Annotated in this window: 13 protein-coding genes; 8 read left to right on the forward strand and 5 right to left on the reverse strand. The window is 64.9% G+C overall.

All coding sequences use genetic code 11. The features are described 5' to 3' along the window. The first annotated feature begins 35 nt into the window (after positions 1-35). Complete coding sequence (locus tag H146_RS0103360; protein WP_033195404.1) at positions 36-2,132, forward strand: methyl-accepting chemotaxis protein; 2,097 nt, start codon at positions 36-38, stop codon at positions 2,130-2,132. A gap of 142 nt (positions 2,133-2,274) precedes the next feature. Next, the gene (locus tag H146_RS0103365) at positions 2,275-3,054 is read left to right on the forward strand and encodes a ferredoxin--NADP reductase (RefSeq protein ID WP_019950439.1); all 780 of its coding nucleotides are present in this window, start codon (positions 2,275-2,277) and stop codon (positions 3,052-3,054) included. Between the two features lie 93 nt (positions 3,055-3,147). Here the strand turns inward: H146_RS0103365 and H146_RS0103370 are convergent, their stop codons facing one another. From H146_RS0103370 to H146_RS0103380, 3 genes are all read right to left on the reverse strand, one after another. Next, a complete protein-coding gene (locus tag H146_RS0103370; protein ID WP_019950440.1) occupies positions 3,148-3,486 on the reverse strand; it encodes a P-II family nitrogen regulator in 339 nt (112 codons plus the stop codon). Positions 3,487-3,886: 400 nt separating this feature from the next. Then, a complete protein-coding gene (locus H146_RS0103375; RefSeq protein WP_019950441.1) occupies positions 3,887-5,131 on the reverse strand; it encodes an ammonium transporter in 1,245 nt (414 codons plus the stop codon). Positions 5,132-5,158: 27 nt separating this feature from the next. Beyond that, entirely contained in the window at positions 5,159-5,497 is a 339-nt protein-coding gene (locus tag H146_RS0103380) for a P-II family nitrogen regulator (RefSeq protein ID WP_019950442.1), read from the reverse strand. 524 nt (positions 5,498-6,021) lie between these two features. On the opposite strand from H146_RS0103380, the gene H146_RS20155 reads away from it, so the two are divergent. Then, complete coding sequence (locus tag H146_RS20155; RefSeq protein WP_019950443.1) at positions 6,022-6,423, forward strand: accessory factor UbiK family protein; 402 nt, start codon at positions 6,022-6,024, stop codon at positions 6,421-6,423. 402 nt (positions 6,424-6,825) lie between these two features. Then, on the forward strand, positions 6,826-8,334 hold the full coding sequence (locus H146_RS0103390; RefSeq protein ID WP_019950444.1) for a YifB family Mg chelatase-like AAA ATPase: 1,509 nt from the start codon (positions 6,826-6,828) through the stop codon (positions 8,332-8,334). 20 nt (positions 8,335-8,354) lie between these two features. On the opposite strand, the gene H146_RS0103395 is transcribed toward H146_RS0103390, so the two are convergent. Further along, complete coding sequence (locus tag H146_RS0103395) at positions 8,355-11,522, reverse strand: bifunctional cytochrome P450/NADPH--P450 reductase (RefSeq protein WP_019950445.1); 3,168 nt, start codon at positions 11,520-11,522, stop codon at positions 8,355-8,357. Between the two features lie 128 nt (positions 11,523-11,650). On the opposite strand from H146_RS0103395, the gene H146_RS0103400 reads away from it, so the two are divergent. From H146_RS0103400 to H146_RS0103415, 4 genes are all read left to right on the forward strand, one after another. Next, the gene (locus H146_RS0103400) at positions 11,651-12,238 is read left to right on the forward strand and encodes a GNAT family N-acetyltransferase (protein ID WP_019950446.1); all 588 of its coding nucleotides are present in this window, start codon (positions 11,651-11,653) and stop codon (positions 12,236-12,238) included. 45 nt (positions 12,239-12,283) lie between these two features. Continuing rightward, positions 12,284-13,177, forward strand: coding sequence for a carbon-nitrogen hydrolase family protein (locus H146_RS0103405; RefSeq protein ID WP_019950447.1), 894 nt, complete (start codon positions 12,284-12,286; stop codon positions 13,175-13,177). A gap of 80 nt (positions 13,178-13,257) precedes the next feature. Beyond that, a complete protein-coding gene (locus H146_RS0103410; protein ID WP_019950448.1) occupies positions 13,258-14,292 on the forward strand; it encodes a sodium:calcium antiporter in 1,035 nt (344 codons plus the stop codon). A 257-nt stretch (positions 14,293-14,549) separates the two neighbouring features. After that, entirely contained in the window at positions 14,550-15,143 is a 594-nt protein-coding gene (locus tag H146_RS0103415) for a hypothetical protein (protein WP_019950449.1), read from the forward strand. Between the two features lie 64 nt (positions 15,144-15,207). On the opposite strand, the gene H146_RS0103420 is transcribed toward H146_RS0103415, so the two are convergent. Beyond that, on the reverse strand, positions 15,208-16,098 hold the full coding sequence (locus tag H146_RS0103420) for a LysR substrate-binding domain-containing protein (protein WP_019950450.1): 891 nt from the start codon (positions 16,096-16,098) through the stop codon (positions 15,208-15,210).

Below are 16,098 nucleotides of genomic sequence, written 5' to 3' on the forward strand. Positions count from 1 at the left end.
AACGCCTTCCTTGTGGCCTGCCGGATACGCTCACCATGCCAGGATTCAGATCCATTCGTACCTTCGTTGTGCTGGCCGCGGGTACCTGCCTGCTGCTGGTGGTCGCGGCCATACTGGTCTATGCCCTGACAGCCATGGATCGACTGCAGGAAGAGTCGGCGGCGCGCACCCGCGCCGAGCTGCAAGAGGCCGTCGAGGCGCGCCTGCAGGCGCGTGCCGAGCAGCAGGCCGAGGCCATCAGGGCGCGTCTGGACGGCGCTCTGCAAACGGCTCACGAGCTGGCCGACACCAATGCCATGATGGCGCCCCCCGCCGAGGGCGAGCCGCCGCTGCTGCCGATCAGCCGTCACACCATGTCGATGATCGTGCGGCAGCGAGTGATCGACAACCCTGACCTGCTGGACGCCTTTATCGGCTGGGAGCCCAACGCCTTCGACGACGACAGCCGCTACGCCGGCATGACCTCCTGGGGCTATAACGAGGAGGGGCGCTTTGTTCCCTGGTGGTATCGCACTGAGCAGGGCGATATCAAAGTGCTCTATCTGCGTGCGCCGGAGAGTGAAACGCTGATCGGCAACGGCACCCGCCGCGGCGAATTCTACCTCTGCCCGCGTGAGACCGGTCGCGCCTGTGTGATCGATCCGGCGCCGTACGACTACGGCGGTGAAACCTTGCTGGTGACTTCCTTTAACGCGCCCATCATGGTCAACGGCGAGTTTCGCGGCAGTGCCGGCGTTGACCTCTCCCTCGACTTCATTCAGGGCCTGCTGGAGCAGGCCGACCAGGGGCTTTTCGACGGCGCCGGCGAGCTGACGCTGGTCTCCTCCGGCGGCACCATCGTTGGCTATTCGGGTAACGCCGAAAGCCCCGGCCAGACTGCCGACAGCATTTTTGACGCCCGGACCGTCAGCAGACTGCGTGCCGGTGCCGAGTCGCCGCAGGTCACGCAGCAGGACGCCCGGTTGATCGTCCAGGTGCCGGTGCAGATCGATGCCGACAACCGCTGGCAACTGCTGGTGACCATGCCCGAGCAGGCCATCTTTGCCAACTTCAACGCCCTGCAGCAGACGCTTGCGGCGCAGCAGCGCGGTGCGCTGTGGAACATGGCGCTGGTCGGCCTGGCGGTCAGCGCGCTGGGCCTTTTGGTGCTCTGGTTGGTAGGGCGACGCATCGCCCGACCGCTGGCGCGATTGACCGAGCGCATGCGTGACATCGCCGATGGCGACGGCGACATGACCCAGCGTCTGCCGGTCGAAGGGCGTGCCGAACCGGCGCAACTGGCGGATGCCTTCAACCGCTTCGTCAGTCGCATGAACGGGGTGCTGCTGGAAATTCGGGATAGCGCCGAGCAGGTTAGAAGCGCCTCCGGCGAAATCGCCGCTGGCGGTCAGGATCTTTCGCGGCGCAGCGAGCGCGCGGCCGCCAGTCTCGAACAGTCGGCGGCGGCGATGGAGCAGCTCAGCAGCACCGTCGAGCACTCGGCGCACGCTTCGCGCCAGGCCAGCAGTCTGGCCGGAGAGGCGAGCGCGACGGCACGCGACGGCGGTGTGCGCATGAACGAGGTCGTGGCTACCATGGGCCGCATTCGTGACACTTCAGGGCAGATTACCGGCATCATCGACATGATCGACTCGCTCGCCGCGCGCACCAATCTGCTGGCGCTCAACGCCTCGGTAGAGGCGGCCCGCGCCGGTGAACATGGCCGCGGCTTTGCAGTAGTCGCCGAAGAGGTGCGCAGCCTCGCCAACCGCAGTGCCGAGGCGGCCAGGGAGATTCGTACCCTGATCGACAGCGCCAACAGCGAGACCGCCGGCGGCGTCGAGCTGGTGGAGAGCGCCAGCCGTACCATGAGCGACATCGTCGAGCGGGTCGGGCGTGTCAGTGGCGTGATCGACGAACTGAGCCATGCGGCGGGCGAGCAGTCTACCGGCCTTGGTCAGGTCAATCGGGCGATCACCGATCTGGATAACACCACCCAGCAGAACGCCGCTCTGGTGGAACAGTCGGCGGCGGCGGCCGAGTCGCTCGACCATCAGGCACAGCGGCTGGCAGAGGCCGTCGGCGCCTTCCGCCTTGGTCGGGACGAGCAGCCGGTACTGGGCGCGCCGCAGCAGCGGCATCCCGAACGCTGAGCGATGAGGCGGTGCGCGCGCTCGCCGTAACAGGCAGCGGCGCGCCGCCTTTTTTCGGTAGTGCGTTTATCGATGGTGGCGCAGTGGCTAGAATGGCGTAAAAGTCGATGCCAATGCGATTCATTGTCAGGAGTTTCCCCACGTGTCCAGCAAGTTTGCTACCACCGAAGTGCTCAGCGTCCACCACTGGAACGACTCGCTGTTCAGTTTTCGCACCACCCGCGAGGAGAGCCTGCGCTTTCGCAACGGCCAGTTTGTGATGATCGGCCTCGAAGTCGACGGCAAGCCGCTGACACGCGCCTACTCGGTCGCCAGCCCCAACTGGGAGGAGCACCTCGAGTTCTTCTCCATCAAGGTGCAGGACGGGCCGCTCACCTCACGCCTGCAGCATCTCGAGGTGGGCGATAGCCTGCTGGTCAGCCGCAAGCCGACCGGCACCCTGGTACTTGACGATCTCAAGGCGGGGCGCAACCTCTATCTGCTTTCTACCGGCACCGGCCTGGCACCCTTTCTGAGCCTGATTCAGGACCCGGAGGCCTACGAGCGCTTTGAAAAAATCGTGCTGGTGCATGGCGTGCGCACCGTCAGTGAACTGGCCTACCGGCGCTTCATTACCGAGGAGTTGCCGGCCCACGAGCTGCTGGGCGAGGAGGTCAGCGACAAGCTGCTTTACTATCCTACCGTGACCCGCGAGGCGTTCCACACCAGTGGGCGTCTGACCGATCACATCCGTTCCGGCAAGCTCGTCGAGGACCTGGGTCTGCCGCCGCTTGATCCCGAGCAGGACCGCGCCATGATCTGCGGTAGCCCGGCGATGCTCGAGGAGAGCAGCCAGCTGCTCGATGAGCTGGGCTTTACCATTTCGCCACGTATGGGCGAGCCGGGTGACTACGTGATCGAGCGCGCTTTTGTGGAAAAATAGCGCCGGGCAGCCGAGATGGCGCTGCGAATAAAAGAAGCCCCCATCGGTGTCAGCCGATGGGGGCTTCTTTCGAGCGCGATAGAAGTCTGCGCGTCAGACCGCATCCTTGCCGGTTTCGCCGGTACGAATGCGCATTACCTGTTCCAGCGGTGAAACGAAGATCTTGCCGTCGCCGATCTTGCCGGTATTGGCGACCGAGGTGATCGCTTCGATCACCTGATCCACCATCGCGTCATCGACGGCGGCTTCCAGCTTCACCTTGGGCAGGAAATCGACCACGTATTCGGCGCCACGATAGAGTTCGGTATGCCCGCGCTGACGACCGAAGCCCTTGACCTCGGTGACGGTGATGCCCTGCACCCCCACCTCGGAGAGAGACTCACGCACGTCATCGAGCTTGAAGGGTTTGATGATGGCGGAAACCAGTTTCATCGTTGTGTCCTCATCTTGTCGTCGGGATGGGTGGGGCTTCCGGCCCCGATGCGTATCAGCATACCGTGCCGGCGTGCGCTTTGAAAAAAATGGCACAAACCGGGCCGCAGAAGAAAGCGTTAATTATCCGGTGGCCACAAAAAATCGCCGGGAGCGATTTTTGACGCCGCAGGCGGCCCTCGGGGTGCCCGCCAGGGATGGCGGGGCACAAAGAATCGCCGGGAGCGATTTTTGACGCCGCAGGCGGCCCTCGGGGTGCCCGCCAGGGATGGCGGGGCACAAAGAATCGCCGGGAGCGATTTTTGACGCCGCAGGCGGCCCGAAGGGTGCCCGCCAGGGATGGCAGGGCACAAAAAAGGGCGCCCGAAGGCGCCCCGTGTGAAGCTCACCGCATGTCTGCTCAGCGACCGCTGGTGAACTCCGGATAGGCTTCCAGACCGCACTCGGCGATATCCACGCCCTCGTACTCTTCTTCTTCGGAGACGCGAACGCCCATGATCGCCTTGATGATCAGCCACACTACCAGGCTGGCCACGAAGGTCCAGATGAAGATGGCGAACATGCCCAGCAGCTGAGCGCCGAAGCTGGCGTCGCCGTTGGTCAGCGGCACGGCCAGCAGACCCCATATACCGACGATGCCGTGTGCCGAAATGGCGCCCACCGGGTCGTCGATGCGCAGCTTGTCGAGCGCCACGATACCGAACACCACGATGACACCGCCAACGGCGCCCACCAGCGTAGCGGCGAGAATGCTCGGCGCCGAGGGGCCGGCAGTGATGGCGACCAGGCCGGCAATAGCGCCGTTGAGGCCCATAGTCAGGTCGGCCTTGCGGAACCACAGCTTGGCCAGAATGAGGGCGGCGATAACGCCACCGCTGGCTGCTGCGTTGGTATTGGCAAACACCTGAGCGACGGCGTTGGCGCTACCCAGATCGGAGAGCTTGAGCTCGGAGCCGCCATTGAATCCCATCCAGCCCAGCCACAGGATAAAGGTACCCAGGGTGGCCAGCGGCATGTTGGCGCCGGGAATGGCGTTGATGGCGCCGTTCTTGCCGTACTTGCCCTTGCGAGGACCCAATACCAGCACACCGGCCAGCGCTGCGGATGCGCCGCACAGGTGGACGATGCCGGAGCCGGCGTAATCGCTGAAGCCGGCCGCATCGAGGAAGCCGCCGCCCCACGACCAGTAGGCCTGAATGGGGTAGATGAAGGCGGTCATGATCACCGCGAACAGCAGGAACGACCACAGTTTCATGCGCTCGGCCACTGCGCCGGAGACGATCGACATGGCAGTGGCGACAAACACAACCTGGAAGAAGAAGTCGGAGCGGGCGGAATAGTAGATATCGCCACCGCTCGAGAGCACTTCGTCGAGGGTGTGCTCGGCGCCGATCATGAAGCCCAGGCTGGGGAAGAAGCCGTTGCCGCCGCCCAGGTACATGATGTTGTAGCCGATCAGCATGTACATGGTGCAGGCGATGGCGTAAAGCGCGACGTTCTTGGTCAGAATCTCGGTGGTGTTCTTGGCGCGCACCAGCCCCGCTTCCAGCATCGAGAAGCCGGCCGCCATCCACAGCACCAGCGCGCCGCAGACCAGAAAGTAGAAAGTGTCTATCGCGTACTGAACTTCGACAAGTTCGTTCATGTTCTGATGTCCTTGACCTCGGGAAGGTTAAACCGCGTCCGCGCCGCGTTCACCGGTGCGGATACGAATGACGTCCTCGAGCGGCGTGACGAAGAGCTTGCCGTCGCCGATCTTGTTGCTGTTGGCGGCCGTGCGGATGGCATCCAGTACGCCATCGAGCCGGCTGTCATCAACGGCGACCTCGAGCTTCACCTTGGGCAGAAAATCCACGACGTACTCTGCACCACGATAAAGCTCGGTATGGCCCTTCTGGCGACCGAATCCCTTGACCTCGGTCACCGTGATGCCCTGCACGCCGTTGTCGGCCAGGGCTTCACGAACATCATCAAGCTTGAAAGGCTTGATGACTGCGGTAATGAGTTTCATATGCTGTCTCCCTTGATGAGGCTGTCGCCTGGTCCATTACAGGGCAGAGAGCGTGCCATCGGTTCGCTTTTTCCCCAAAAACAGTGATTTGTGTTAATGGCGCGGCACAGGTTTCTTTTTGTAAGCACCAACTTAGAGCGCTTGCGACGCCTAGCTGCACTATTTAGAGACGCTTAGAGAGCAATTATGCACCTTTTTGATGCATTACATTTCGTTCCATTGATGCCCGGGGCAGCAGAGTGAGTCGATCCGGGCGTTATCGTCACTGGTGACTTATCATGAGAGCTTGGGAAACGCTGAATAAATCGACGAGCGAGATGAAGCGCAAGGCGCATGGAACGCAGAACACGAGACATAACATGGGGTTAGGCGAGTGTTCGACCGGGCTGGCGCGCCAGTACCACGCAACGCAGCGATTCGCTAGCGCAGGCATTTATGCAGCGTTTCCCTTGAGAGCTTCGGATTGCGCCCGCAGAACTCGGCGTGGCAACTTTCAGGGATCGAGCGCAAAAGGAAAAAAGACCATGGCAAAACAGGATATGTTCGGACGACTGGCGCAGCAGGTGGGAGAGCGATTGCAGAACGCCTCACGCGGCCCGGAAGAGGTGCAGCGTGCGGTGCACAGCGCCATGCGCAGCGCTTTTGATCGAATGGAGCTGGTCTCGCGGGAAGATTTCGATGTCATGATGGAGGTGCTGCAGCGCACCCGCTCGCGCGTCGAAACGCTGGAGAAGCGGGTCGAGCAGTTGGAGGCTGAACTGGGCCATCGCGATGGCAGCAGTAGCACTGCAGGCAAGGCGGCGACGACCACCGCCGCTGCCGAGAAAAAGGCCGAGAGCAGTGGTGAAAGCTCTGAATCCGCTACCGGCAAGCGCGCCTCCGGTGGGGGAGCCAGCACCGGCAAGGGACGCGGCGCCACGAAGTAAAGCATGCCTGTGCATGTGAGGCTACTGACAAAGTTGCTATCGGATCGGAAAAGCCTTTCACGAGGGCGTTATAAATCCTTCCATGGACGCTAAATTCGCCATCCCTGGCGAATAACCCTCGTTGCAGGCTGCTTCCGACTCTCTCCGCAAAGTCTTCACAAGGCTTTTACGGGCTTTGTCATCAATCTGGCATGCCTGTGCATGTTCGGCTCACCGCTGTCATGCCCCTGCTCGGCGCCGCCCCTCTTTCAGCACCGCCGTCCGGCGGTGCTGTATTTTCCGAATCCAGTGTGTTGATGGGCTCAAGCTTCCCCGGCGTAAGCTCAAGCCATTATCGCGGTTGCCGATAGGTCATCATCGGCCTGCCTGTGGCAGGGGGTTGTCTCTGCACAGGAGCCCGTCATGCTTGCCATCATTCCCACCCGTGCCAGCGTTGGCCTGGCGGCACCCGAGGTAGTGGTGGAGGTGCATCTCTCCAACGGCCTGCCGGGGCTGGCGATCGTGGGGCTGCCCGAGGCGGCGGTGAAGGAGAGCCGCGAAAGAGTGCGCAGCGCGTTGATCAACTCGGGTTTCGAGTTTCCCGCCAAACGCATCACTCTCAATCTGGCACCCGCGGATCTACCCAAGGAGGGCGGACGCTTCGACCTGCCGATCGCGCTGGGCATTCTGGTCGCCTCCGGGCAGATTCCACAGCAGGCGGTGGAGAAGCTCGAATGCCTGGGAGAGCTGGCCCTCGACGGTGGCCTGCGCGCGGTAACTGGCGTGCTGCCGGCGGCGCTGGCGGCGTGCAGCAGTGAACGCTCGCTGCTTTTGCCCGCGGCCAACGCCGACGAGGCGGCACTGGCCGGCGAGCTGGCGGTGCTGCCGGCTACCCATCTGCTCGAGGTGGTGGCGCATCTCACCGGTCGTGAGCATATCGACGCGCACCGTCTCGACTCACCCCCGCTGGCGGCGGCTGCAGTGGCCGACCTCGCCGAGGTGCGCGGCCAGCATCAGGCGCGGCGGGCGCTGGAGGTTGCCGCCAGCGGCGGTCATAACCTGCTGTTCGCCGGTCCGCCCGGCACCGGCAAGACCATGCTGGCGAGCCGGCTGGCGGGGATTCTGCCGCCGCTGACCGAGGCCGAATGCCTTGAAGTGGCGGCGATCCGCTCGGTGTGTGGCATGGATATTCTCGAGCGCTGGGGGCAGCGCCCCTTTCGGGCGCCACACCATGGCGCCAGCGCCGCGGCGCTGGTGGGCGGCGGCTCGAAGCCGCGACCGGGTGAGATCTCGCTGGCGCACCGCGGCGTGCTCTTTCTCGATGAGCTGCCGGAGTTCGACCGCCGCGTGCTGGAGGCGCTGCGCGAGCCGCTGGAGTCGGGGCGGGCGCATATCTCGCGTGCCAACCACCGGCGCGAATACCCCAGTCGCTTCCAACTGGTGGCGGCGCTCAATCCCTGCCCCTGCGGTCACCTGGGCGACCCGCGTCAGCAGTGCAGCTGCACACCCAACCAGATTCAGCGTTATCAGGCACGTATTTCGGGGCCGCTGCTCGATCGCATCGACCTGCAGATCGAGGTGCCGGCGCTGCCCGCCGGTGAGCTGGTGGCCGATACCCGCGGCGAAGATTCCGCCAGCGTACGCGCCCGGGTGATGGCTGCCCGCGAGATTCAGTACGCCCGCGGCGGCCTCAATGCCGAGCTGGGTACCACCGAACTGGAGGCGGTCTGTGCGCTGGGAAGTGCCGAGCGCGACTGGCTCTCCGGCGTGCTCGAGCGTCTTAACCTGTCGGCGCGCGCCTGGCACCGGGTGCTGAAGGTGGCGCGCACCGTGGCGGATCTCAACGGCGAGTCGAAAGTGGAGCGCGCCGCCCTGATGGAGGCGATCGGCTATCGCCAGCTTGATCGTATGATGGGGCGCGGCGGCGCGTAAGAGGGCGCCGCGGGGGCCGGTCAGCCAAAAATCTCTACCCGATAGCGTTTTTCCTCGTCTTCGAACTGCATCATGCGCGCTTCGGCGTCTGCCGTATCGAGCGCCTCCGCCTCGGCGAGTATCGTCACGAAAGTGGTGCGTACGGCGGGCGCCATGCGCTGGCCGTCGCCGCATACATAGACAATGGCGCCGCGCTCGAGCAGTTCGATCACTCGCCGACGCTCCTGCCACAGGCGCTGCTGTACATAGCGAATCTCTCCCGCCGGCGCCTGCGAAAAGGCGCGCTGCACCTCGACGGCGCCCTGTGCCTGCCAGACGCTGAGTTCGTCGCGATAGAGATCGTCGGCATCGGGATGACGGGCGCCGAAAAAGAGCAGCGCCGGGCCCGGCGTCTCACCGGCCGCCAACTGCAGGGCGCGCTCCTGAATAAAGCCGCGAAAGGGCGCAATGCCGCTGCCGGCGGCGATCATGATCAGCGGTGTGCTGCGCTCCTGCGGCAGGTGGAAGGCCGGCGGCGCGTGACGCAGCGCTACCGATAGCGGCATGCCCGTCTCCAGCCCGGCCAGCCAGCTGGAGGCAACGCCGTGGTGGCGTCGCCCGCCGGCCAGCGCCTCGTCGTTGACCACACTGACGGTCAGCGCACAGCGCTGCGGATCGTGCCGCGGTGAGGAGGCGATCGAGTACTGGCGCATGCGCAGCGGCGGCAGGGCAGCGAGAAAATCTGCCAGCGACAGCGCGCAGGCCGGGAAGCGCTCCAGCAGATCGAGCAGGCTGAGTCGTCTGCCGAGCACCTCGGTCTCGTGCGTTGCCGGGACTGTCAGCGCCTGTAGTGCCGCACGCTCCGGCGGGCAGGCGGTCGCGGCGGCCAGCTGTTCGATCTGCTCGATACTCGCCGACTGCCCCAGCTCCACATAGCTGGCCAGTACCTCCTCGGCGCTGTGCTCGCCGGCGGGCAGCGGTGCGTCGCTGGCGCGGATCGCCAGCCGGCTGTCGGCGGCCAGCGCGAAGCGGCGCAGGGCGCGCTGCACGTCGCGCCCGGGGTTGTGTGGCAGCACTGCCAGGTAGTCGCCGGCCTGCCAGTCGAGCGGCGTGGGCAGAGCGATCTCGATATGGCGTCGGGAGCGCGCCCCGGCGGCGGAAAGATCGACCAGCTCGCGGTTATCGACCACCCTTGCCCGGTGCAGTTCGCCGATCCCGAGGATTGCCTCGCGCTCCGGGGTCAGTACCTCCACGCTGAGCCGATTTACCTCGGTGATCGGCGTGCCGTTATCGCCCCGGTCACTGTCGCCGCGCTCCAGGGCCTGCCACAGATCGGCGTACCAGCGCTCGAAGCCGCCGACAAAGTCTCCCGAGGCATCGGTCTCGCCGCGCGTTTTCAGGCGGTGGGCGCCGGCCTGTGCCATGGCAGCGTCGAGCCGGCGTGGTATCGCCTGCCAGGTGCGGCTCCACTGGCGGTCGCCGACGCCGAAGACGGTAAAGCGCACCCCCGCCAGTGCCTCCGGTGCCAGCGCCTCGAGCCAGGCGATAAAGCGCCGCGCGTTGTCCGGTGGCTCCCCCTCGTAGGAGGCGCTGACAATCACGACCGGGCCTTCGCAGGGCAGACCTCCGGCGCGCTCGTCGAGCGCCGCCGCTTCGCTCCGGTAGCCCCGCGTTGCGCCCTGTTCGGCGATGCGCTCGGCAAAGGCGCGGGCGCTGCCGGTCTGGCTGCCGTAGAGTACCAGCAGTGGGGTGCCCGCGCCGTCGGCCGTTGGCGGTGAGTGCTGCGCCGCAGCTGCGGTCGGCGTGTCGTGACGCGATGGCCGGCGGCCCGCCTCGCGCCGCTTGACCCGGATACGCAGTCCCTCGGGCTTGAGGGTCAGGGTCTCGACAACCTTCAGGGTGTAGTCGGGATCGACGGCGCTCAGCTCGAAGCGCTGCAAAATGGCCGCCAGCACCAGCGTCGCCTCCTGCAGCGCAAAGGTGCGGCCGATGCAGGCGCGGGCGCCGTTGCCGAAGGGCTTCCAGGCATTGGGCGGCAGCGCGGCTTCGGCCTGCGGCGCGAAGCGCTCGGGACGAAACGCTTCGGGCTCATCCCACACTGTCGGGTCGCGATGCAGGGTGGGCAGCAATACCACCAGGGTGTCCTGCGGATTGATTCGGTAGCCCTCGCCGAGCGTGGTGGCGACATGCGGCGCCAGCGCGAAGGCGGGGGCAGTGGGCCACAGGCGCAGTGCCTCCTTGAGAATCCAGTCGATATAGTCGAGCCTGGCGAGATGATCGACGCGCGGACGTTCATCGCCGAGTACCGCATCGACCCGTTCGCGAGCGCGGGTCATTATCGCCGGATGCTTGAGCAGAAAGTGGAGTGCGAAGGAGAGCAGGCCGCTGGTGGTTTCGTGGCCGGCGATCAGAAAGGTGACCATCTGATAGCGGATATTGTCGTCGCAGAGCCCCTCGCCGCTGTCCGGGTCGCGGCCGTTGAGCATATGGTCGAGCAGGTCGTCGCGCCCGTCGCGGCGCGGCTGCCGGCGGCGCCCGGCAATAATGGCGTCGGCGGTGTCGTGCAGCAGCTGCAGGTCGGCGCTGTGTCGCCTGCGCGTGCGCAGCATCATTCTGGATACGAACGGCGGGCGCCGGGCGCGGTCGTCGCTCTCTGCCAGGGTGCGCACCATGGCACCGACGAAAGGGTGCAGGCGATCACGGTAGAAGCTGTTGAAGCGGTAATCGAAGGCGCACAGGGCGATGGTATCCAGCGTCAGCCGGGTCATGTCGTCGGCGACATCGATGGTCGCCCCGGGGCCGAAGCGCTCCCAGCGCAGCAGCATCTGCTCGGCGACGTCGAGCATGCCGTCGAACATGTCGCGCACGCCCAGCGGGCCGAAGGCCGGCATCAGCAGCCGGTGTGCCAATGCCCAGTTGGGTTCGTCGTTATAGGCGGTAAAAAGACCGTCGCCCGACAGATCGCGCAGCATCTCCAGTGGGCGGCTCAGTTTTTTGACAAAGCGCTGCTCGTTCGTCACCTCGTCCACCAGTGCCTGCGAGCCAAGCACGACGATGCGTTCGCCGTTGATCTCGATGGCGAAGATCGGCCCGAAACGCTCGGCGAGACGCATCAAACCCTGTAGTGGCGCGACGGGGTCGATATCGCGCAGGTTACCGAGCAGAGGGAGCGGCCGGGGTTGCGGAATGGTTGGGGGTGCTGACGACATTAAAAGGCGTTCCGTTCGTGGCGCGCGACCTGCACGGGAGCGAGCTGATATAAAAACGCCGCCGGCCGCCTGCAGTCCTTGCCAAAGCCGGCACATGGTAACTTTTTCCCATGCCGCAGGAGAGTCCAATGGAGCTTGTACATCTTTACGGCGCACAGATCCGTTCCCGGCTCGACGAGCTGGCCGAGTTGCGTATCCGTATCTTTCGCGAATTTCCCTATCTTTACGATGGTTCAATCGGCTACGAGCACGATTATCTTGAGTCCTACGCAACAAGCGATAACAGTCTCTGCGTGCTGGTGCGCGACGGCAAGCGGGCGGTGGGCATGAGTACTGCACTGCCGCTGGCCCACGAGGATGAGGCCTTTATCGCCCCCTTCAGGGCGCAGGGCCTGGATATCGATACTGTCTGCTACTTCGGTGAGTCGATTCTACTGCCCGACTATCGCGGTCGCGGCCTGGGTGTGCGCTTTTTCGACGAGCGCGAGGCCCACGCCCGAGCGCTGCCCAACGTGCGTCTCGCCGCCTTCTGTGCGGTGGAGCGCCCACCGGATCACCCCTTGCGTCCGGCCGACTATCGGCCACTGGATGCGTTCTGGCAGCGGCGCGGCTATCATGCCCGCCCGGAGCTGCGCGCCCGCTTTGCGTGGCAGGACATCGACGCCTCGCAGCCCACCCACAAGACGCTGAGCTTCTGGCTCAAGGCGCTCGACTGAGGGCGCTGCGGTAACGCCTTTTCCCTTCCCCGACGAGGATCGCCCATGCATCTGGCACTGTGTCAGTACGCCATCGAGCTGTTCGACGGCGAATCGGAATACCGTGAGCACCTGGCGTGGCTGATCGAGCAGGCGGCCCATCGCGGCGCCGAACTGCTGGTGCTGCCGGAGTACGCCGCGCTGGTGATGACCGGCCAGATGGCACCCGGAGTGCGCGGCGATCTGCACGCCTCGATCGAGGCGTTGCAGCCGCGCCTGCCCGGTTGGCTGGCGCAGTGCGAGGCGCTGGCGCGGCGGCTGGGCATCCATCTGCTGCCCGGCACCGCGCCGGTACTGGACGACGACGGCCACTACCGCAACCGCGCCTGGCTTTTCGGCCCCGAGGGGCTGATCGGCAGCCAGGACAAGCTGATCATGACCCGCTTCGAGCGCGAGCACTGGGGCATCAGCGGTGGCCGCGGGCTCAGGGTGTTCGATACCCACCTGGGGCGGCTGGGTATTCTGATCTGTTACGACAACGAATTTCCCATGGCGGCCCGCGCACTGGCGGAGCAGGGCGTCGATCTGATTCTTTCGCCCAGCTGTACCGATACCGAGTCGGGTTTTTATCGGGTGCGCACCGGCGCCCGTGCCCGGGCGCTCGAAAACCAGCTGGTGGTGGCGGTATCGCCCACCGTGGGCGAGGCGCCCTGGTCGCCGGCGCTGGACTATAACTACGGCCGCGCCGGCGTCTATGTGCCGGCCGATCTCGGTATGCCGGCCAGCGGCATTCTGGCCCAGAGCGAGCAGATCAGCGCGCCCCACAGCAGCTGGCTGCACGTCGAGTTGAACCTTGCCGAGGTGGCGCGGCTGCGCGATGACGGCCAGGTGCTGCTGCGCCGCGACTGGCCGGAGCAGTTCGACGCCGGGCGGCTAAAGATTCTTGACGACAGCGAATAGTGCCATTGGCGCGCTACTGTATCGATGACTAACCTTGTGGCTTCGGACGCCGGAGGCGTCCTCTGGCAGGGGAGTTCAAGGTGCTGTCTTTTCTGGGGTCGCTGTCGCTACCGGTCGCGATAGGGGTTTTTGTCCTCTGTGCGCTGATTATCGCCACCGTGGGCACTTATCTGACCGGCGTCGTCGACCGGCTGGCTGATCGTACCGGGCTGGGCGAGGCGATCGCCGGTTCGGTGATGCTGGGGGCGGCCACCTCGCTCTCCGGCATTACGGTGTCGATCGCTGCGGCCGCCTCCGGCAACGCCGAGCTGTCGATGAGTAATGCCCTTGGTGGTATTGCGGTGCAGACGGCCTTTCTGGCGGTGGCCGATCTGGTCTACCGACGTGCCAACCTCGAACATGCCGCCCCCTCGATCGGCAACCTGATGCAGGCCACCCTGCTGATCTGCCTGCTGTCACTGCTGCTGCTCGGTACCTGGACGCCGCCTTTCACTGTTTTCGGCGTCCACCCGGTCACCGTGCTGATGTTCTGTGGCTACTTCTATGGCCTGCTCAAGGTACGCGAGGCGCAGCAGGATCCCATGTGGCAGCCCAAACGTACCCGCGAGACCTTCGAGGACGCGCCGGACGAGGACAGCGGCCGGCGCAGTCTGAGCGTCATGTGGCTACAGTTTTTTCTGCTGGCGGCGGCGCTGGGTCTGACCGGGCTGGTGCTGGAGCGTTCCGCCACCGCCATCGCCACCCAGACCGGCCTTTCGGCCACCGCCGTGGGGGCGCTGTTGACCGCAGTGGCGACCTCGCTGCCGGAGCTGGTGACCTCGATCGCTGCGGTACGGCGCGGTGCGCTGACGCTGGCGGTGGCCGGTATCATCGGTGGCAACGCCTTCGACACTCTCTTTGCCGCCGCCTCCGATATCGCCTATCGCGATGGCTCGATCTATCACGCCATTCCTCAGCAGGTGCTGCTGTGGATCGCCATTACCCTGCTGATGACGGGCGTTCTGCTGATGGGCCTGATTCGCCGCGAGCGTCAGAACTGGGGCGGTATCGGCTTCGAAAGCGTCAGCATACTGCTGCTTTATGTGCTGGGCGGGGTATTGACCGTGATGACCTGATTGCTGCTATCTGATGCCGGATAGCCCGGCTCGGGACCGGACAGCTTCCCTACCCTCGATACCGGACGGTGCCAGGCATGCTCGTCGTTCTGGTCCTCGACCCGGGAGCTCCCGCGATTTGCGCTTCGAGAAGCGGGAATGTAGGGTCGTGGCCAAACCTGCCGGCAGGCGGCAGTGGTTGACAGGGGGGCGGAAGGCCATACAGAAGCCTGACATCCGACCCGCGCCTGACAAGAATGATAATCAAGGGGTGTGCAATGTGGCGTTCGATCCGGGTGGCAATTATCGCTTTACTGGCACTGTCCGGCTGTACATCGATGATGTGGTCTCATCAACAGCACAAAATTTTCTGGGTCGACGGCTTCTATATCAACCGGGAGAGCGGGCAGCTCTATGTTACGGCCCGCGACGACGCTTTCGTATTCGATATGGATGCCTCCTTCGCCAGAGTGCTGGAGATGACTTACGACATTGCCCTCGATCCACAGTTTCAAGGCTTTGCGATCGACAGGACAAATCGAATTTCCGGCACTCTGCACCTCTCCCCTCGCCGTGACGATCTCTCCGCCGACATGCTGCAAAGACTTGAAGAGAACGGTTTTCGAAACGTCAGAGGAGGATGGCGTTTCGAACAGCCGCTGCAGGGCTGGCGCTATACGATCAAGGGTGAATTCCCGATGGCGCGACTCGACCGTGAATATCCTGTCAGGGTTGCCGTGCCGGACTCCTATCTGATGTCGGCAGGAAAGGTCATGGCGACTCCCGCGACGGTCGCCGCGGATGCCGTGATGACGACGGCTGGCATTATTTTGATACTGCCATTTTATCTTGATGCCGTGATGTCCGATTGAAGGCTGTCGCCTGGTACCTTGTGGAAAATGGTCGGCAGATCCGCGTTGCATTTTCGCAGCTGCCTCAGTTGGTTCGCCGCCACTCGCGGCAAAACGCCAGAAAGTGGCGAATCAGCGGGCTGCGGTACTTGTCGCGGTGCAGCACCAGCCGCAGCCGGCGCTCCAGCCGTAGCGGCAGGGTGATCTCCACCAGCCGGCCGTCGTCGAGGGCGTGGCGCGCTTCCAGTTCTGAGAGGCAGGTGATGCCCAGCCCGGCGGCGGTGGCGTTGACGATCGCCTCCGCCGAGTTGAGCTCCAGTCCCGGCCGCCAGCGCGCCAGCTGCGGCGCCACCTGGCGCATGAACTGCTCGCGGGTGCCGGAGCCCGGCTCGCGCAGTATCCACTCCTCGCCATCGAGCTGTGACAACCCCGCCAGACGCTGACCGGCCAGCGGATGGTCGACGCCGGCGGCGATCAGCATACGGTCGCGACGCCACGCCAGCACGGTCAGCTCGGGGCGGTAGATGTCGCCCTCCACCATCGCAAGGTCCAGCTCGAAGGCGGCCACACGGCTCTGCACATTACTGCTGTTGGCAATCGACACGCGCTGGTCGCGATGGCCGGTGGCGTCGCGAAAGTCGCGCAGCAGCCAGGGCAGCAGCTGGTGGCCGATAGTGTAGCTGGCCCCCAGCCGCAGCTGGCCGGCAAGGCGGTCGTGGCGTTCGAACAGGGTCTCCAGCTCGTCGCTGCGGCTCAGCAGCTCGTCGGCCAACGGCAGCAGGCGGCGCCCCTCATCGTTGAGGTAGAGCCGGTTGTGGTAGCGATCGAACAGCTGCCGGCCGCACTGCTTCTCCAGCTCGGCCAGCGCCAGGCTGACCGCCGGCTTGGTCAGGTGCAGGCGCTCGGCGGCGGCGGTCAGGGTACCGGCGTGAACGATGCTGGTCAGCACGCGCAGCTGGCGCAGGGTGATCGCCAC

This window comes from Kushneria aurantia DSM 21353 (genome assembly GCF_000382245.1).
Lineage (GTDB): Bacteria > Pseudomonadota > Gammaproteobacteria > Pseudomonadales > Halomonadaceae > Kushneria > Kushneria aurantia.